Below are 18,485 nucleotides of genomic sequence, written 5' to 3'. Positions count from 1 at the left end.
TTGAATCTGAACCCGAATGCACCGGCTGACGCGCAGCAACTTGCGGTCGGCGGCTATACGGCGCCGACCGCGCAAGTGAAGACTGACCTGGTCGAAGCTGTGCATCACCGCGCGCTGAGCACGCAGAACTAAGCTCCAGCGCTCGCTGGTTTGCCAAGTGAGCCGAACCGGCTGGCGAGTTCATCGAGTCCATCGCATGTGCGAAGAAGTAAGCGCTCCGATCTTCGACGGCGTACACTGAATCAGTCCGGCCGCTACGTTTGAGCCGCGCTCAAGACCGAATGCCCGCAGTCGTTCCGACGTGCGGGCATTTCTATCTGTGCGGCATCGTACAATTTGCGTGGCGGTTGCGAAACGGCAGGTACGTTCGACAACGAGCGGTGTGCGGCGCACGAGAGCCGCACCCTGTCTTTCTCTCTATCGGTGAACGAGGCAGCGCGCGGCGATGTCGGCCGCGTCAAGGGACATGGACCAAATCGAATGTGTAGTGATCGGCGCCGGCGTGATTGGGCTCGCGGTGGCGCGCGCGCTGGCGGCGCGCGGGCGCGAGGTGATCGTGCTGGAAGCCGCCGAAGCGATCGGCGTGGGCACCAGCTCGCGCAACAGCGAAGTGATTCACGCGGGCATCTACTATCCGCGCGGTTCGTTGAAAGCAGCGCTCTGCGTGCGCGGCCGCGAGATGCTCTATGACTATTGCGCCGAGCACAACGTCCCGCATTCGCGTTGTGGCAAGTTGCTGGTTGCGACTTCGCGCCACCAGATTCCGCAGCTTGAAAGCATCATGGCCAAGGGGCGCGACAACGGTGTGCTCGACCTGATGCGTATCAACGGCGACCAGGCGCAAGCGCTCGAACCGGCGCTCGAATGTGTCGAGGCGGTGTTCTCGCCGCAGACGGGTATCGTCGATAGCCATCAGTTGATGCTGTCGCTTCAGGGCGACGCGGAACGCGACGGTGCGGTGTGCGCGTTTCATGCGCCGGTCAAGGCGATCGAAGCGAGCAATGGACGCTTCGTCATCACGGTCGGCGGCGATGCGCCGACCACGATCAGCGCCGCGTGCGTGATCAACAGCGCGGGGCTGCATGCGAACGCGCTGGCCCGCAAGATTCGCGGACTCGACGCGCGTCACGTGCCGCCGCTCTATCTGGCGCGCGGCAACTACTTCAGCATCTCGGGGCGCGCGCCGTTCAGCCGCCTGATCTATCCGATGCCGAACGAGGCCGGGCTCGGCGTGCATCTGACCATTGATCTGGGCGGCCAGGCGCGCTTCGGTCCGGATGTCGAATGGGTCGACACGATCAACTACGATGTCGATCCGCGTCGCGCGGAATCGTTTTATGCGGCGATTCGCACGTACTGGCCCGCGCTTCCCGACGACGCCTTGCAGCCCGCGTATGCGGGCATCCGTCCGAAGCTTTCGGGCCCTGGCGAACCCGCCGCCGACTTCGTGATTCAAGGGCCGGCTGCGCACGGCGTGCGCGGGCTCGTCAATCTGTTCGGCATCGAGTCGCCGGGTTTGACGGCGTCGCTGGCGATCGCGCAGCGTGTGTGCGAATTGAGCGGGCGCGCTTGACGCCGTCGAGCGCGGGTTTACCGATTCGGTTATCTCTATCATTTGGGTCGTCACGCGCGACGGCTTCATTGCTATGCTTGGGGACCGCTGTTATCAGAACGGCGAGTCGTTCATATAAACGGAGTGAGTCCCCATGAAATCTTCCCGTCGTACGTTTTTGATCACCAGTATCGGTGTGGCGTCCACGTTCGCGCTGTCGCGCCAGGCTTTCGCCGATGCACCTAAAGTCGCCGAATCCGATCCGACCGCGCAAGCGCTCGGCTATAAGGAAGACGCGAGCAAAGTCGACAAGGCGAAGTTCGCCAAATATGCCCCGGGTCAGGACTGCGGCAATTGCAGCTTCTACCAGGGCAAGCCGACCGACGCCTATGCGGGCTGCCCGATGTTCGCGGGCAAGCAGGTCTCGAGTAAGGGCTGGTGCAGCGCATATAACAAGAAGAGTTGAATACGCTCAAGCGCGGTGCACGAACAACGTCGCGCGGGATGCGCCGCGTGATGGCCGCGCTCCATCGATGTCCGATTGTCGAGGCGTCTTCCGCTGCGTGCGGCAGGCGCCTTTTCGCAGCGCGGGAAACAGCTTGAGCGCTTTTTGTGCGTATGCGCCGAGGCGATCAAGCAGGCTGGCCAGCGCGCTGCTCTCTCTCACATAGGCTCATGCGCCACGGCGTCTGAAGCGACTTTGCTCGCGCGTCAAGCCCGCGCTGTGTGCGCCGCTCTTTCGCGACTATCGCGTGATGAGTGCACACGGCGCCGCTCCTGCTAACTGCGCGCCTTCATCAACGGCGGCCGCTTGTCGAACCATGGCCGCGCCGTCTCCAGTTGCGCCGCCAGCCGTAACAGCGTCGCTTCGCCGCCGGCACGCGCGGCGAATTGCACGCCGACCGGCAGCCCACGCGTATTCCAGTAAAGCGGCACCGACATTGCCGGCTGGCCGCTCAGGTTGAACAACTCAGTGCATCCCGCCCACGCAAACGCCTTGTTCGATGCTTCGGTCAGCAGCTTCTTCATCAGCGATTCGAGCGGCATCGCGGTAACCGCGCGCATCTGCATGCGCTCTGTCGAGGTGGGCTGCATCTCGCCGATCTTGATCGGCGGCGCGGCAAGCGTCGCGCACAAGATCGCGTCGTAGCGTTGCAGCAGATCGGTGAGGCGTTCGGTGATACGACGCTGTTCTTCGAGCGCGGCGGGCAGGCCGCGCTCGCCGAGTTTACGGCCGACATGCGCCATCGCCCACGTCGAAATTTCGAATTCGCCGCGCAACGGTTTGTGGCCTGTGATGCGCTCGGCGTTCAGCACCAGGTCCTCGGCGGTCACAGACCACAGCGTGAGAAACGCATGGCGGACCGCCGCGAAATCGATGCCGAGCGACACCGGCTCAATGTTATGGCCGAGCGAGATGGCGAGCTGCGCGGCGTCGTCGAGCGCGGCGCGCGCGTCGGGGGACAGCGTCGGTGCCAGCATCGCCTCGGTCACATAGGCGATGTTCAGCGGCTTGCACGGCTCGCGGCTCGCGGCCAGAAAGGTGCCCGGCGCGCCGAGCGGTCGCTCGGCATTGCCGCCCAGCAGATCGAGCAGCAACGCGCTGTCGCGCACGCTGCGCGAGATCGCGTGATCGATACCGAGCTCGCCGGCGCTGGCGGGCGTCGCACGCGGTACGCGTCCGCGCGAAGGTTTGAGGCCGAACAGTCCGCAGCACGAAGCCGGAATGCGGATCGAGCCGCCGCCGTCCGACGCGTGCGCGAGCGGCACGATGCCGGCGGCAACGGCCGCCGCCGCGCCGCCGCTAGAGCCGCCCGGCGTGTGGTCGAGATTCCACGGATTGCGGCACGCGCCGAATAGTTCGGGCTCCGTATAAGGCATCTGGCCGAGTTCGGAGGTGCTCGTCTTGGCGAAGATGTTGAGGCCGGCGGCCTTCGCGAGCGTGACCACCGGTGCATCCTGGTCGGGAATGAAGTGGCGGTAGTGGCGGCTGCCCATTGCCATGCGAAGTCCGGCGACCGGCGCGCCGAGGTCCTTGATCAGATAGGGCACGCCCGCCAGTGCAGCTTGCGCGCTCGTGCTCTCCGATCCGTTCGCGCCATTTTTTGTCCGGTTCGCGTCGTCGTGCGACGCGCGCTGACGCGCTGCGTCGTAGTCCTTCAGGACGATTGCATTGATCGCGGGATTGACCGCCTCGGTGCGCGAGATCGCAATGTCGAGCAATTCGCGCGCGCTGGCCTGGCCGGTGCGCACCAGTTCGGCGAGGCCGATGGCGTCATGGGCGAGATAGTCTGAATGCACGACGGATGGGTCCTCACTATCGAGTGTGGTTCTGCCGGTGGCGTATGCATGCAATGAACCCGCTTGGCTGGGCTTCCCGTCGCCCCGGTTGGTCGTCACGCATGGAAAAAGACGGCGTGTCAGCGACACGCCGTCTTTCGAGAGAGTAACCGAGTTGCACGCAAGCGTGACTCACGCGGATTCGAAAACGCCGATTTATATGCGCGAATTGGAAGCGCAGGTTACTGAAGCGGATTGCTGAATCGCACAACAGCGGTGAGTTACAGACGCTCGCCGAGGAAGGTCAGCGTGCGGCCATGCGCGAGCGCGGATGCACGCTGGTTATACGACGCACGCTCCGAGCAGTTGAAGCCGTGATCGGCGTTCGGGTAAATGTGGAATTCGACGTCGCTGCGGCCCGCGAAGCGCTCCTGAATCTGGCCGACATCCGACACCGGAATGTGCGCGTCGAGTTCGCCGTAGTGGAACTGCATCGGCACCTTGACGTTCGCGGCCTGGTCGAGCTGATTCTGGATCCCGCCGCCATAGTAAGCGACCGCGCCGTCGACCGAGCCCTGCGCCGCTGCCAGATACGCGAGCCGGCCGCCGAAGCAGTAGCCGATCGCCGCGACCTTGCCGGTGACTTCCGGCATCGTGCGCAATGCCGCCGCGGCTGCGCCGATGTCGGAGACGGCCTGATCGACGTTGGTCTTTTGCATCAGCTCGATGCCCTTGTTGCGATCCGCGCCGTCATACGTCAATTCGACGCGCGGCTGCACGCGCCAGAACACGTCCGGCGCGAGCGCGACATAGCCGTCTTGCGCGTACTGATCCGCGACCGAGCGGATATGCCCGTTCACGCCGAAGATTTCCTGAATGATGATGATGGCCGGACCCTTGCCGCCTTTGGGCAGCGCCAGGTAGCCGCCGAAACTGTCGTTGCCGGCGGGGATGTCGATCCATCGGGAAGTCGTGCTCATGTTGTTCTCCATTGACCCGCGCGACGCCGCGCGCGCTCGGTCTTAACGAAATGCCAGAGGCCGGAAGTGCCTGAAGCGGGCGGTTAGTTTGCCATCAAAAGATACGGCTTGCAGTGAGGCTCGGCGCCGCTTCGCGAGCGGTGTCGCGCGCCACTATTCTCGTAAGGCGATTGAAACAATCTCGATAATTCATTTTTCCGCTGCGGCACGCGCCGGTACAGTCGGTCGTGTCGGCTTGCCTATGTGCGAGCGTATCGCTGGAAAAGGAAACGATCATGACTGAAGTCAGTTTTGTGACGCCGTTCGCGCAGCGGTTTGAAATGCGGGTGCCCGTCGTGCAGGCGCCGATGGCCGGCGGCGCGACCACGCCGGAGATGGTGGCGGCGGTGTCGAATGCGGGCGGGCTGGGTTTTCTGGCGGGCGCGGCGTTGTCGCCGGAAAAGATCGCCAGTGAAGTCGCGGCGATTCGCGCGCAGACCGATCGTCCATTCGGCGTGAATCTGTTCGTGCTCGAACCGGCCGCGCCGGACGATGTCACCGTGCGTCGCGCGCTCGAAGCGATCGATCCGCTGCGGGCCGATCTCGGTTTGCCGCCGGGACAGCCGCTCGCGCGTTATGCGCCGGATTTCCGCGCGCAACTGGAGATGCTGATCGAATTGCGCGTGCCGGTCGTGAGCTTCACGTTCGGACTGCTTCCGGCCGACGATGTCGCCCGGCTGCATGCGAATGGCCTATATGTAATAGGCACCGCGACGCACGTTGCCGAAGGCGTCGCCTGGCGCGATGCTGGCGCCGATTCGATCGCCGCGCAAGGCGCGGAGGCGGGTGCGCATCGCGGCACTTTCATTGGCGCATTCGAGGATGCGCTGATTGGAACGATGGCGCTCGTGCCGCAACTCGTCGACGCGACCGGGCTGCCGGTGCTTGCCGCCGGCGGCATCATGGACGGTCGCGGCGTCGTCGCCGCACTCGCGCTCGGCGCGCAAGCCGCGGTGATGGGCACCGCGTTTCTCACCTGTCGCGAAAGCGCTGTACCGCAGGCATGGAAAACCCGCGTGCGCACCATGTCCGACACGTCGACCTCGGTCACGCGCGCGATCACCGGCCGCCACGCGCGCGGCATCCGCAATCCGTTGATGCGGCGCCTGAGCGAAACGATGGACAAGATCGCGCCGTATCCCGTGCAAAATGCTTTGACGCAGGAACTGCGTCAAAGCGCGAGCCGCGCGCAGAACGGCGATTATCTTTCTCTGTGGTCTGGCCAGGGTGCACCCTTGGGCCGTGCACGTCGTGAAGGTCTGGGCGCGGACGAACTAGTCGCGCAAATCGAGCAGGAATGGCGTGCCGCGACGGCACGGATCGCCGCGCTCGAACGCTGAATCGGCATCACCACGGGCTCGTCTTCCAAGCCGTTGCGACGCGCCCGCTATTCAGCACAAGGCGGTTCGAATCACTAATGGTTTTACCCGCGAAAAGTGTCGAACCGCACTTTCTAGAACAAAGCCTCACCTAGCGGAAACCCGCATGGGTCGGCGCTTTCCAGCCAGTCAATCCCGCCGGAACCGGCCTTGCAGGGATAAACGCTATTGGTGTTCATCCCACTTTCCCAAAAAAGTCCCACAAATTAATTTGATCACCTACACTTGCGCGCAAGTACGGTTTGCCGCCTGCCACAAACAGTCCGGCAAACGTGCTGGCCAAGTGCATGAACGGATGCAACCGGCGTGATCGTCCACGGGACTGAGCGATACGTGTTGGGGACGCGGGGGCACAGGGCGATTACGTTGTTTTTGGGATCGAAACTGGAGACTTACATGAACATCAAAATTCAAAAGCTGTTGCCGATCAGCGCTGCGGCGATGCTGTTCGCAACGTTGGCAACATCGGCCGCGGCCGACACGGTCGTCAAGATCGGTCACGTCGCGCCGTTGACCGGCGGGATCGCTCACCTGGGCAAAGACAACGAAAACGGCGCGCGCCTGGCAGTTGAAGAAATCAACGCCAAGGGCCTCACGATCGCTGGCCAGAAAATAACGCTGCAACTCGATCCGCAAGACGATGCGGCCGACCCGCGCACGGCAACTCAAGTCGCCCAGAAACTGGTCGACGACAAGGTCGTCGCAGTCGTCGGTCACTTGAACTCGGGCACGTCGATTCCGGCGTCGAAGATCTATAGCGATGCAGGCATCGTGCAGATTTCGCCGTCGGCAACGAACCCGGCTTACACGCAACAAGGTTTCAAAACGACGTACCGCGTCGTTGCGACCGACGCGCAACAGGGTCCGGCACTGGCCAACTATGCAGCGAAGGGCATGAAAGTGAAGAGCGTCGCGATCGTCGACGATTCGACCGCTTATGGCCAGGGTCTCGCGAACGAATTCGAAAAGACCGCCAAGTCGCTGGGCCTGAACGTGATGTCGCATGACGCGACGAACGACAAGGCTGTCGACTTCCGCGCGATTCTGACGAAGATCAAGGGCGAAAACCCGGATGCGATCATGTACGGCGGCATGGACGCCACCGGCGGCCCGTTCGCGAAGCAAGCCAAGCAGCTCGGCCTGCGCGCGAAGGTGCTGGCGGGTGACGGCGTCTGTACCGACAAGCTGTCGGATCTGGCCGGCGACGCAACCGACAACATCGTCTGCTCGGAAGCCGGTATGGCGCTCGAAAAGATGTCCGGCGGCGCAGCGTTCCTCGCCAAGTATCAGAAGCGTTTCGGTCAGCCGATCCAGATCTACGCTCCGTTCACGTATGACGCTGTGTACATCATCGTCGACGCGATGAAGCGCGCGAACTCGACCGATCCGGCGAAGATCCTGGCAGCGATGCCGAGCACCGACTACAAGGGTGTGATCGGTGAAACCACGTTCGACTCGAAGGGCGACCTTCAACACGGCGTGATCTCGCTGTACAACTACAAGTCGGGCAAGAAGACGCTGCTCGACGTAGTGAAGATGTAAATCCGAGCGATCGAGGGCAGCGCAAGCGCTGGCTTCGATTAGCAGGTTAAGAAGGCACGCGGGCCGCACAGTTCGCGTGCCTTTTCTTTTGGGCGCGGGGATAGGGGACTGCGGGGCGAGGGGCTCGGTATGAGGATTGCCGAAACCGTCGCGAGCGGTTCTGTCGACGACTGGCGGCACTGGATTATTCGACGCTCTGCTGCTCGATGCGGTACGGTGCGTTGCAGTGCTCGCGAGTCCTTATTTTCGTGGAGCGGTGCGCTTGCGCAATCGTTTGCGGGAGTAGAAGTGAAGGCGCGACAAGCGGAGTGATCGAAGCGCGCGCGGGCTAATCCCGCGAAGTGGCCTTTGAGCAGTACTACTTTGGTAACTGGTCGCTCGTAATCACCGGCGCGTCTGTTTTTTTGATCAATCGGTTGTGGTCCAGAAAAGAAATCGGAGCGTCGGGTCAGTGATGTGTCGCCGAACGCATCGGCTCACAGCCTGCGTGTAACGTAACGTAACGCAGCGGACTTTCGCCCGGCGTCAAATGCGCCGACGCACCCGCCGCACACCCAGGCCTCAGATCTTCAAACGCCGCAGCACCTTCGGCCCGACGGCGGCGATCAATGCGCAACACACCGCGACCACCGACAAGCCGATCGTCAGATTGGTCAGCTGCGTCACCGCGCCGATGATCACCGGCCCGAGCAGCAGCCCGAAGTACGCCAGCCCCGCGACGTGCGCGAGTCCCTCGGCCGCGTGGATGCCCTTCACGTTCGCGGCCGCCGCGAACAGCACCGGCATCATGTTCGCGAGGCCAAGCCCGATCAGCGCGAAGCCCACGAGCGCGGCGACCGAATTCGGCAGCAGCAGCGCGTCGACCATGCCGGCGCAGGCAAGTGTCGCGCTCATCATCACGAGTTGCGGCGCGCCGAAGCGGGCGCGCACCGCGTCGCCGGCAAAACGCGCCGCCGCCATGCCGCCCGAAAACGCCGCGTAGGCCGCGCTGGCGAGCGCGGGAGAGGCCAGCACGACGTCGCGCATATAGACGGTAGCCCAGTCGTACATCGCGCCTTCCGCGATCAGCGCGACCAGCGCCATCGTGCCGAGCGCCCACAGCGCCGGCGAGCGCCAGCGGCTCGCGCGCGGCGTGGCGGAGTCCGGGTGCTCGGCGTGCGGCACGTGCGGCAAGACGGACGGGCAGGCCATCACGAGGACCAGCGCGCTAGCCGCCGCGGCGAGCGCCAGATGCAGCGCCGGCGCCATGCCGCGCGACAGCAACGCGCCGCCGGCCGCCGCCCCGAACATCCCGCCGATGCTGAACATACCGTGCAACGACGACATGATCGGCTTGCCGAGCGCCTTCTCGACGGCGCTGGCTTCGGCATTCATCGCAACGTCGAGCGTGGCCATGCCCGCGCCGAAGATGGCCAGCACGACCAGCAACATCCAGTATGCCGGCACGACCAGAATCAGCGCCGCGCACACGGCCATCACGAGGCCGCCCGTCAGGCAGGCGCGGCGTGTGCCGACCCGCGCGATCCACGAGGCATTTGCCGCCATCGCGCCGATCGAACCGCCGGCCACGGCCAGCAGCGCGAACGAGAGCATGGCTGCGTTCAACTGGAAGCGGTCGCGCACCGTCGGCACATGCACCCCCCAGGACGCGTACATCATGCCCGCGATGAAGAACACGGCCATCGTGGCGAAGCGTGCCCGCTGCCGCGCGGTGTCGGACAGGTCACGATGAGCGGCGGGAAGGACGGCGAATTCGGAGGTTTGGTGGTCGGGCACTGAGGTCTCGTGGAGGGCTACCGCGTGAGAAAGCACGTCGAAAGCGGATTTTCGATTCTAGCGAAGCATGCTGTCTTATGCTTGGAAAGCCGATGCCGGATACTGACGATTATTCTTTTTGAATGCGACAGGCGGCGGGCCGGTTCGCCTGGTCCGTCTTTTCGGCATTCACCGCTCATCCACCGAGGTATGCGCTCTTGAACATCCCCGCTCACGCTCCGCTGCACTTGCTGCACACCGCCGCGGTCGGCACGCTCGCCACACACGCGCGCCAGCCGGAAGGCTTTCCTTATCCGTCGATGCTGCCGTTCGCGCCGGACCCGCAGCATCACCCGACGATTCTGGTGAGCCGGCTCGCCGAGCACACCCACAACCTGCACGCCGACCCGCGCGCGGGTTTTCTGGTGGTCGACGCACCCGACGGCGACGTGCTGAGCGGCCAACGTGTCACACTGCTGGGCGCGTTTGAACCGGTCGACCCGACGCCGGAAGTCGTGCGGCGCTACTTGCGCTATCACCCGGATGCGGAGCGCTACCTCGTTCTCGGCGACTTCACTTTCTGGACCATGCGGCTCGAGCGATTGCGGTATATCGGCGGCTTTGGCGCAATGGGATGGCTGGGTGGCGCGGAACTCGATCCGCTATCGCCGCTCGGCTTCGATGAAGAGAATGCGCTCATTGAAGAATTCAGCCGCTCTCGCGTCAATGCGGGCGGACTTCAACTGCTCGGCATCGACCGCTATGGCGCGGACCTGAAACTGGATGGCGTGCGCGAGCGGTTCGCCTTCGATGGCGCAAAGCCTAATATCGAATCCTTGCATGCGGCACTCGAAGTTTGCATGCAACGGCACACCAACTAGTTTTACCGGTATTGGGGGGAAACATTCATGCGCCAATAGCAGGATGACGCATGCGGCCCAATACATTCCGGTGGTTCCGGTTCAAGCTTTCATGGCATGAAATGTTGATGCCGGATCGCTATCCAAAATTTCATTTTTTGATAATTAATTTCATAAATGCCGCACTGGCCCGGCTTTTCAGCAAAATACGAAATTAGGTATTTGAAAGGAAGGCACGGGACTCAGTGTCCGACGGAAAGTTTTTGAAATGGTTTCGAATTAATTTTTTGGGAGCGCTTTTGCGGACTTTCTATTTTGTGTTAATCTCGCCATCAAATTCCGAGGCATGATCACCTTCAAAGGGCAAGTCGGCCTAAGACCGGCAGTCATTTAATCCAAACCATAAGGGAACCTATGTCTTCCTACAAGGAACTACTCGCGCAGCGCGAGAAGCTCGAAAAGCAGATCGAAGAAGCGAAGTCGCGTGAATACGCAGAAGTGTTGAATGAGATCAAGCAGAAAATGGCCGACTACGGCATCTCGCTCACCGAACTCGGCGGTGGCCGCGCAGCCAAGAACGTGAAAGCCGCTCGTCCGCGCGCCGGCGTTGCGCCGAAGTATCGCGACCCGGATAGCGGCAGCACCTGGTCGGGCCGTGGCAAGCCGCCGCGGTGGATCGCGGGTCTCGATCGCGAAAAATTCCTGATCCAGAAGTAATACCTGCGGCCAGCGCTTACGCTTGCGACCTGCAAGTCATACGAATTGCATCACTCAGCTGCGCTTATGGCGCGCTGCTGTAGCCAACGGAAACCGCGTACCGTTCAAGGGCGCGGTTTTTTGTTTTCGCGGCGCCGGTGTTTCGCCCTATGCGCTCCGTGTAGTTGAAACACGAATGCTTTTCGTTTAGATAACCGGCTGATTTAAAAGGATTTTTTGGTATTTCCGCAGCCTGGCCTGAAGTCTGCCAGCTAGAATATGAGGATTGAACTTTTGATCCCGACTCTGAGATGCCTACCGCCGCCGCAGCCCAATCCGCCGAAAAACACCGCGTCGCGCGCAAAAGCACGTTTGTGAGTATTGTCCTCAATAGCGTGTTGATGGCGCTGCAAATCGTCGTCGGTGTGTTTGCCCATTCGCAGGCACTCGTCGCCGACGGTATCCATTCGCTTGCGGATCTGATTTCCGATTTTGTCGTGCTGATTGCCAATCGGAAGAGCGGCGCGAAGCCCGATGCGGATCACAATTACGGACATAGCCGTTATGAAACGGTTGCTTCATTATTTCTGGGCGCATTGCTAATTGCGGTTGGCGTCGGAATGTTATGGCGCGCCGGAACGCGGCTCGCCAATTTGCAAAGCATTCCCGCCGTCCACGCGAGCGCGCTCGCCGTTGCCGTACTGGTATTGATTTCCAAAGAAAGCCTTTTCCGCTACATGCTGCGTGAAGCGCAGCGTGTGCGCTCCGCCATGCTGATTGCGAATGCGTGGCATGCGCGGTCTGATGCGGCGTCGTCATTGGTGGTCGCAATCGGCGTGGTCGGCAGTCTTGCCGGCGTGCGTCTGCTTGATCCTATCGCCGCGGCGATCGTGGGTTTCATGGTGGCGCGCATGGGCTGGATGTTCGGCTGGGACGCGCTGCAGGATCTGTCCGACCGCGCGCTCGACGAAGCTGCTACCGCCGACATGCGCGCGCTACTGCTTGCGACGCACGGCGTACGGGACGTGCATGAATTGCGCACACGCAAGATGGGCGACTTTGCGCTTGTCGACGCCCACATCCTGGTCGATCCGCTGATCTCCGTGTCGGAGGGGCATTACATTGCTGAGTCGGCGCGGCTGCGCGTATTAACCGACAGCCGCGTACTCGACGCGCTGATCCACGTCGATCCCGAGAACGATGCGGTGGCGCACCCGCCCGTCGATCTGCCGAGCCGGGAACGGGTGGTCGCGGAGGTCAACGCGGCGTTGGCGGGCGGCGGGATAAAAGCCACGGCGGTCAACATTCACTACCTGAGCACCGGACTCGACGTGCAGATGGTGTTGCCGGCGGCGCCTTCCGGCGGTCAGGACGCCGGCAGCGCGTCGATGCCTGCGCATGTCGATCTGGAAGCGCTCAAGCGCCGCCTGGGCGCCCGCAAGGTGGAGGTGCTGCGGGAAGTGAATGTGTCCACGGCCGAATCTGGCGTCGCCGGCGCAGCGACACCGCCGAAAGGCGGTACGGCAAGCACTCACGTCAAAGCTGCGGAACCGCACAGCGCTGCCTGATTTGCGCTCCAACAGCTTCAACAGCTTCAACAGCTTCAACAGCTTCAACAGCTTCAACAGCTTCAACAGCTTCAACCCGGCACTCAAACACTCCGCAGAAGAGCGCGCCAGCTTGCCCCGCTCCCATCACAGCGGCAATTGTGTATCGAATTTGATTTCGCGCAGCACGACGCTCGTGCGCACCTGCGCGACGGCCGGAATCTTGAAGATGCGTTCGTGCAGGAAGCTGTCGTACGCCTTGATGTCGGGTGCGACGATCTTGAGGATGTAGTCGGATTCGCCGGTCGTGCTGTAGCACTCGGTGACTTCGGGGCAGGTGGCGATTTCCCGCTCGAACTGTTCGACGCCGCCCTCGGTGTGGCGCGTCAGGTGGATATGCGCGAGCGCACACACGTGCAGCCCGAGCTTTTCCCGATCGAGCAGCGCCGTGTAGCGCTGGATAACCCCCGATTGTTCCATGTCCTTGATGCGCCGCCAGCATGGCGTGCTCGACAAACCGACCTGATCGGAAATCTCTTGCACGGAGCGGCGTGCGTCCAGCTGCAGCAGGCGCAGGATCTTTTGTGAGAACGTATCGAGTGTCAACTGCGCCTCCGTTTGCGTCGCCGTATCAACGCATGGTAGAGGGCGCGAAAACGAAACGCAATGTAAAACGGCTTACGCGAGGGAGATCGCCTAATTTGCCGGTTCCTCGGTGGTGTTTTGTCCTGAGTCGTCCCCTTCTTTGGCGGCCACGAGCAGGGTCGCCTGACTCGCGCGCAACTCCTTGAGCATGTTGCAGAAAAGCGCGCCCTGTTCGATCGCGTCGTCCAGCGCGACATGCGTGTGCGGGTGATCGTCGAACCAGTGCTTGGGAAAGCGCGGCTTGATGTTCTTGCGATACGGCAGACCGGTCATCGCGAAAGCCAGCGTCTTGATATCGAGGGCCGACCAGGAAAACGGGCAACGGCCGACAAACCGCATCATGTACCAGAACATATAGGTGAAGTCGAAGCCGGCCGGCATCGCAACGAACACCGGCTTGCCCGGCAGCGCCTCGACCCAGTCGACATAGGCCGTCAGCGCGGCCTCGGGACTCTGCAAGTCCTTGCGGCAGGCGGCCCAGGCGTCGGGCTGGGTCTTCCACCACGCTTCCTGCACGGGATGCGGCTGGGCGCCGTCGAGCAGTTCGAGATTGGCCGAGAAAGTGGCGATCAGCCGCTTGTCTTCGGTGTACGCGGCGGAGGCGAAACTCAGCATGGAATGCGGGCCGGGAATCGGACCATCCGCTTCCACATCGGTGCTGACGTAGATTTCGCTGCTCATGCTTGCACCCCGTCGGCGACATAGGGATTGGTACGGCGTTCTGCGCCGAATGTCGAAGTGGGACCGTGGCCCGGCACGAAGGTGACGTCGTCGCCGAGCGGCCAGAGCTTTTCGCGAATCGAGCGCACCAGGTCGGCGTGATTGCCGCGCGGAAAATCCGTGCGGCCGATCGAGCCGGCAAACAGCACGTCGCCCACCAGCGCGAGCCGGTGGGCGCGGCTGAAAAATACCACGTGACCGGGCGTGTGCCCTGGGCAGTGATAAACCTCTAGCGTTTCGTCACCGAAGCGCACGGCGTCGCCGTCCTGCAGCCAGCGGTCGGGCTCGAAGGCGTCGGCGGCCGGGAAGCCGAAGCGCGTGCTTTGATCCGGCAGCTTGTCGAGCCAGAAGCGCTCGTCGGGATGAGGGCCTTCGATCGGCACGCCATAGTGCGTGGCCAGCGTCTTCGCACCCGCGCAATGATCGATGTGGCCATGAGTCAGGAAGACCTTTTCGACCGTCACTTTCAGACGCGCGATTTCGCCCTGGATGACATCGAGGTCGCCGCCGGGATCGACGACGGCCGCGCGCCCGGTCGCCTCGCAAACGAGTAGCGAGCTGTTCTGTTGGAACGGCGTGACGGGGATCAAAGTGACTTTCATGGATGACGGCGCCGCTGGAAAAACGTTGATTGTACCGGCCTCGCGCCGCTCGTCACCGAGGCTTGGACGCCCAACGCAGCGGGTATTCGTCTGCCCATTTTTGCGGCAAACGTGAAGATTCATCAAGGTTTTCAGGTGCTTGCCATCTCAAAATTTTGTTTTAGGTATAATGGACTCAATGCACAGGAAACTGTGCATGTCACACGGCGATGCGTCCCCATCAAAAATGGGTCCGCGGATCGCCATTCAAGTATGGGCTGTTGCGGTTGTCGACGGCCATCAAGCATCGATGCGTTCGATGCACACGTCTTGCCCAGCCAGGCGCCGCGCGCCTGCAACGGACTTAACTGCCGTGACGCTGGGTGGGGCCTACGCCGCCGTTCCTGCGCGCTGAGTTGCGCGCGCAAGAACGTGTTTGCCACGTTCGATGGCGGCATGTGGGGTCTGGTCAGGCTGCCGGGGACAGGTTGCGCCAGACGTGAAAATTAACCGTGCGGTAGCGGCTGAGTAAGTCGCATCCGGGCTTTGACGTACTGCGCTCGTCTGCGCGGCGCGTTGTCGTCCATTGCCGCCGGAGTCGCAGGCAACACGCTCAAACTTCGCGTGATGCGGCTCGACAATTTGATTGCACGTCTTATGAAAACTCGGTTATCCCGCAGTCTGGGGACTCTTTTTGCCTTTTTTGTGCTGGCCGGTTGCGCCACGCCTCCGGGCGCCAGCGACACGTCTGCAAACGACGTGCCGCGCAGCACGAAATCAGCGCAAACGGGCTCTTTCGGACCGCAATCCTACGGTAGCGCGCCGGCATCAGAGCCGACCGCCCAAGGCACTCCGTTGGCCGACGCAAAGCCTCTGACTGATGACGGCACGGACGTGTCGGACTTTCATCAGACGGGTCGCGCATCGTGGTACGGTCGTTTCTTTCATGGCCGCCGTACCGCTAACGGCGAGCGTTATGACATGCACGCGCTGACGGCCGCGCATCGTACGCTGCCGCTCGGCTCGTATGTGCGCGTGACCAATCCTGCCACTTCGCGCTCGGTCATCGTGCGTATCAACGACCGTGGTCCGTACGCGCGCGGTCGCGTGATCGACCTGTCGGCGGCGGCCGCGACTGCGCTCGACATGCGCCATATCGGGACGGCGCGGGTCCAGATCGACGGTCTGACGCAGCAGGAAGCACGCGCCGAGATGAACGAAACACTGGCGTCCAACTCGGGTTCGAGCGCCGAGAAGTGATGTAGTGGCAGCCGGTGCGCCGCCCAGGGGGCGCTGGTGGCGCCGCGCAGCACGGCGATCATGCATGTCGTGTCTGCAGAAAAACGAAGGGCCGCGCAGTCGAAACTGCCGCGGCCCTTTTCTTTTATCCCTCTGTTTTATTCTTCATCCGCCTTCAGCGCCAACGCGCGCGCGTACAGCGCATTGCGCGACGCGCCGGTGATGGCTGCCGCCACTTTCGCCGCGCTGCTCACTGTCAACTCTTCCAGCAGGATGCGCAGCAACGCGTCGTGATCCTGTTCGCCGGCGGCTTCCGTCGACACACCTTCCACCACCAGTACGAATTCGCCGCGTTGCCGGTTCGGATCGGCGGCGAGCCACGTTGGCCCTTCGGCCAGGGTGCCGCGATGCAGCGCTTCATGTAACTTCGTCAATTCCCGTGCGATCAGCAGCTTGCGCTCGCCGCCGAACGCGTCGGCAAGTGCCTGCACCGTTTCGACGATGCGATGCGGCGCTTCGTAAAACACCATCGCGTGTGGATGTTCTGCGAGCGACTGCAACGTCGCGGCGCGGGCCTTTGCCTTCGGCGGCAGGAAGCCGAGGAACGAGAACGTCGCGGCCCAGTCGCCGGCCGCACTCAACGCGGTTGTGAGCGCGCTCGCACCGGGCAGCGGGATGACTGGGAAACCGGCTTCGCGGACGGCGTCGACGAGTTTTGCGCCGGGGTCCGAGATGCCGGGTGTACCCGCATCGGACACGTAGGCCACGCGCTCGCCTGCCTGCAGATGCTCGATCAGCCGCAGTGCCGCGGCTCGCTCGTTGTGTTGATGCACGGCGACGAGCGGCTTCGAGATGCCGTAGCGCGTGAGCAATTGACCGGTGTTGCGGGTGTCTTCGGCGGCGATCCGATCCACGAGTCCGAGCACATGCAACGCGCGCAGCGTAACGTCGGCGATATTGCCGATCGGCGTGGCCACCACATACAGCGCGGCGGCGGGGTACTGCTGCCCTTGCGCGAGTTCGGAGAGAGAAGTCATGAGGCAGAAGACGCAAACAGACGGAATGAGGCCGCCATTGTGCCATGCGGGATTGCGCAGCCTGGGCGGCGGTGAGACGGCGGAGGTGTGCCGGTCTGCAGCGGGGATTGCGGCGGGGGCGACGCTAATGACAACTGAGTCGAGGACCGCGCAGAAGACCGCGCCGCGGAGCGCGATGGACACGATGCAGGGGGCGGCACCAATAACAAATGAGTGTAGGGCAGCGCTGAAGAGTGAACCGAGAACTGCGCCGGAGACTTCGCTGCGGACAGCGCCGGGAACGGCACACGGGATTGCGCGGCGGACGGCGTCGATCACAACCGAGCGTCGGATAGCATCGACGGGCGCGCCGAGAACTACATTGGAGACGGCGCCGGGTACGCCACCGAAAACTGCCCCACCAAAGCGTGCCGGTCCACTCCACAACTTTTCCCGACCCGCCGGGTCCAAACTCGTCGGCGCGGCTTTCGAGTTGCGCGCGCGCGAGTTTCTTCAGCGCCAACGTTTGCATTTCGTTGCGCATAACGTGTCGTGCCGGGGCGGCGAGATCGACCTCGTGATGCGCGAGCGCGACGGCGCGCTGGTATTCGTCGAAGTCCGTGCCCGCGCGCAGCGTCGCTACGGGGGCGCGGCCGCGAGCATCGGTTGGCAAAAGAAGCAACGCATCGTGCGCGCGGCACAGCACTATCTGGCAACTCGCACTGGCGCTTCGGGAGATCAGCCCGCGTGCCGTTTCGACGTGATTGCATTCGACGGCGGCCGGCTCGTCTGGTTGCGCGATGCGTTTCGCGCCGACGAAGTCTGACGCGATGCGCGGAGAAGGGTGTGAGTACGATAAACTTGCGCTCGCGCGCGAGCCGTTGGGCCACGCCGACAACTCAGGAAGCCGCGCATTTCACGATGATTTTGCGCTTACGCACGGCGTTGCCGGCAGCGTTCATCGGCGTGGCGCGACTTTGCAATACGACTTCACAACAGGGCTGCGCAGTGCGGTCCATTCGCGGTAGAAGATAGAGACTCGATGTCAGTCGAACGCATTCAACAACACTTCCGCGACAGTGCGGCAGTCAAACTCGAAGCCCTCGAAACCCTGTCGATGCCGATCGCCGCTGCGATCGACACGATGTTCGCCGCGCTGGCAAACGGCAATCGCATTCTTGCTTGCGGCAACGGCGGCTCGGCGGCCGATGCGCAGCATTTCGCCGCCGAACTGATCGGCCGCTTCGAGCGCGAGCGGCCGGGCTTGCCGGCGATCGCGCTAAGCACCGACACGTCCGTGCTCACCGCTATCGCCAACGACTATTCGTTCGAGCAGATTTACTCGAAGCAGGTATGGGCGCTCGGTCAACCGGGCGACGTGCTGCTCGCGATCACCACGTCCGGCAATTCCGCGAATGTGCTCGCCGCGATCGAAGCCGCGCATGAGCGCGAGATGATCGTAGTCGCGCTGACCGGCAAGGGCGGCGGACGCATGCAGGAAGTATTGAGCGATACCGACATCCACGTGTGCGTGCCGTCCGAGCGCACCGCGCGTATTCAGGAAGTGCACTTGCTGACCATCCATTGTCTATGCGACGGCATCGATGCCATGTTGCTGGGCGAAGACTGAGACTGATTCCGAAGGAGAGCTAGT

Annotated in this window: 18 protein-coding genes; 11 read left to right on the top strand and 7 right to left on the bottom strand. The window is 62.8% G+C overall.

The features are described from left to right. The 3 genes from P0D89_RS01645 to P0D89_RS01635 all read left to right on the top strand — a co-directional run bounded on the left by P0D89_RS01645 (position 1) and on the right by P0D89_RS01635 (position 2,018). Positions 1-132 (top strand): hypothetical protein, encoded by a 132-nt coding sequence (locus P0D89_RS01645; RefSeq protein ID WP_408356663.1) that lies wholly within the window; start codon positions 1-3, stop codon positions 130-132. Positions 133-466: 334 nt separating this feature from the next. Further along, positions 467-1,573: an NAD(P)/FAD-dependent oxidoreductase gene (locus P0D89_RS01640; RefSeq protein ID WP_408356665.1), complete on the top strand. Its 1,107-nt coding sequence runs from the start codon at positions 467-469 to the stop codon at positions 1,571-1,573. Positions 1,574-1,706: 133 nt separating this feature from the next. Further along, positions 1,707-2,018, top strand: coding sequence for a high-potential iron-sulfur protein (locus P0D89_RS01635; protein WP_408356667.1), 312 nt, complete (start codon positions 1,707-1,709; stop codon positions 2,016-2,018). Positions 2,019-2,332: 314 nt separating this feature from the next. Here P0D89_RS01635 and P0D89_RS01630 read toward each other — a convergent pair whose 3' ends face one another. Continuing rightward, positions 2,333-3,853, bottom strand: coding sequence for an amidase (locus P0D89_RS01630; RefSeq protein WP_408356669.1), 1,521 nt, complete (start codon positions 3,851-3,853; stop codon positions 2,333-2,335). A 260-nt stretch (positions 3,854-4,113) separates the two neighbouring features. Continuing rightward, positions 4,114-4,812, bottom strand: coding sequence for a dienelactone hydrolase family protein (locus tag P0D89_RS01625; protein WP_408356671.1), 699 nt, complete (start codon positions 4,810-4,812; stop codon positions 4,114-4,116). Between the two features lie 275 nt (positions 4,813-5,087). Here P0D89_RS01625 and P0D89_RS01620 point away from each other — a divergent pair, with 275 nt between their 5' ends. Together P0D89_RS01620 and P0D89_RS01615 are read left to right on the top strand one after the other, a co-directional pair. After that, positions 5,088-6,191 carry an NAD(P)H-dependent flavin oxidoreductase gene (locus P0D89_RS01620; RefSeq protein ID WP_408356673.1) on the top strand — a complete coding sequence of 368 codons (1,104 nt, stop codon included), beginning with the start codon at positions 5,088-5,090 and terminating at the stop codon, positions 6,189-6,191. A 435-nt stretch (positions 6,192-6,626) separates the two neighbouring features. Beyond that, positions 6,627-7,772: a branched-chain amino acid ABC transporter substrate-binding protein gene (locus tag P0D89_RS01615; protein ID WP_408356675.1), complete on the top strand. Its 1,146-nt coding sequence runs from the start codon at positions 6,627-6,629 to the stop codon at positions 7,770-7,772. Positions 7,773-8,333: 561 nt separating this feature from the next. Here P0D89_RS01615 and P0D89_RS01610 read toward each other — a convergent pair. Beyond that, entirely contained in the window at positions 8,334-9,548 is a 1,215-nt protein-coding gene (locus P0D89_RS01610; RefSeq protein ID WP_408356677.1) for an MFS transporter, read from the bottom strand. A gap of 197 nt (positions 9,549-9,745) precedes the next feature. Here P0D89_RS01610 and P0D89_RS01605 point away from each other — a divergent pair, with 197 nt between their 5' ends. The 3 genes from P0D89_RS01605 to P0D89_RS01595 all read left to right on the top strand — a co-directional run bounded on the left by P0D89_RS01605 (position 9,746) and on the right by P0D89_RS01595 (position 12,651). After that, positions 9,746-10,408 carry a HugZ family pyridoxamine 5'-phosphate oxidase gene (locus P0D89_RS01605; protein ID WP_408356679.1) on the top strand — a complete coding sequence of 221 codons (663 nt, stop codon included), beginning with the start codon at positions 9,746-9,748 and terminating at the stop codon, positions 10,406-10,408. A 393-nt stretch (positions 10,409-10,801) separates the two neighbouring features. Beyond that, positions 10,802-11,104 (top strand): H-NS histone family protein, encoded by a 303-nt coding sequence (locus P0D89_RS01600; protein ID WP_408356681.1) that lies wholly within the window; start codon positions 10,802-10,804, stop codon positions 11,102-11,104. A 290-nt stretch (positions 11,105-11,394) separates the two neighbouring features. Continuing rightward, positions 11,395-12,651, top strand: a complete 1,257-nt coding sequence (locus P0D89_RS01595; RefSeq protein ID WP_408356683.1) for a cation diffusion facilitator family transporter — start codon at positions 11,395-11,397, stop codon at positions 12,649-12,651. Positions 12,652-12,777: 126 nt separating this feature from the next. On the opposite strand, the gene P0D89_RS01590 is transcribed toward P0D89_RS01595, so the two are convergent. From P0D89_RS01590 to P0D89_RS01580, 3 genes are all read right to left on the bottom strand, one after another. Next, complete coding sequence (locus P0D89_RS01590) at positions 12,778-13,236, bottom strand: Lrp/AsnC family transcriptional regulator (RefSeq protein WP_012431468.1); 459 nt, start codon at positions 13,234-13,236, stop codon at positions 12,778-12,780. 90 nt (positions 13,237-13,326) lie between these two features. Then, positions 13,327-13,956, bottom strand: coding sequence for a 3'-5' exonuclease family protein (locus P0D89_RS01585; RefSeq protein ID WP_408356685.1), 630 nt, complete (start codon positions 13,954-13,956; stop codon positions 13,327-13,329). Beyond that, a complete protein-coding gene (locus P0D89_RS01580) occupies positions 13,953-14,597 on the bottom strand; it encodes an MBL fold metallo-hydrolase (protein ID WP_408356687.1) in 645 nt (214 codons plus the stop codon). The genes P0D89_RS01585 and P0D89_RS01580 overlap by 4 nt, the downstream gene beginning before the upstream one ends. A 636-nt stretch (positions 14,598-15,233) precedes the next feature. On the opposite strand from P0D89_RS01580, the gene P0D89_RS01575 reads away from it, so the two are divergent. Further along, positions 15,234-15,836, top strand: a complete 603-nt coding sequence (locus P0D89_RS01575; RefSeq protein ID WP_408356689.1) for a septal ring lytic transglycosylase RlpA family protein — start codon at positions 15,234-15,236, stop codon at positions 15,834-15,836. A 137-nt stretch (positions 15,837-15,973) separates the two neighbouring features. On the opposite strand, the gene rsmI is transcribed toward P0D89_RS01575, so the two are convergent. Beyond that, positions 15,974-16,852, bottom strand: a complete 879-nt coding sequence (rsmI, locus tag P0D89_RS01570; protein WP_408356691.1) for a 16S rRNA (cytidine(1402)-2'-O)-methyltransferase — start codon at positions 16,850-16,852, stop codon at positions 15,974-15,976. A 361-nt stretch (positions 16,853-17,213) separates the two neighbouring features. Between rsmI and P0D89_RS01565 the strand changes: the two genes are divergently transcribed. Together P0D89_RS01565 and P0D89_RS01560 are read left to right on the top strand one after the other, a co-directional pair. Beyond that, positions 17,214-17,657, top strand: a complete 444-nt coding sequence (locus P0D89_RS01565; RefSeq protein WP_408356693.1) for a YraN family protein — start codon at positions 17,214-17,216, stop codon at positions 17,655-17,657. Between the two features lie 216 nt (positions 17,658-17,873). Next, positions 17,874-18,461, top strand: coding sequence for a phosphoheptose isomerase (locus P0D89_RS01560; protein WP_408356695.1), 588 nt, complete (start codon positions 17,874-17,876; stop codon positions 18,459-18,461). Positions 18,462-18,485 lie beyond the last annotated feature (24 nt).

Origin of the sequence: Paraburkholderia sp. RL18-085-BIA-A (assembly GCF_046027075.1) — a bacterium.
In the GTDB taxonomy this organism is placed as follows: Bacteria; Pseudomonadota; Gammaproteobacteria; order Burkholderiales; family Burkholderiaceae; genus Paraburkholderia.
Note: the sequence above shows the minus strand (reverse complement) of the source record. Positions and strands in the feature narration are given on the sequence as shown.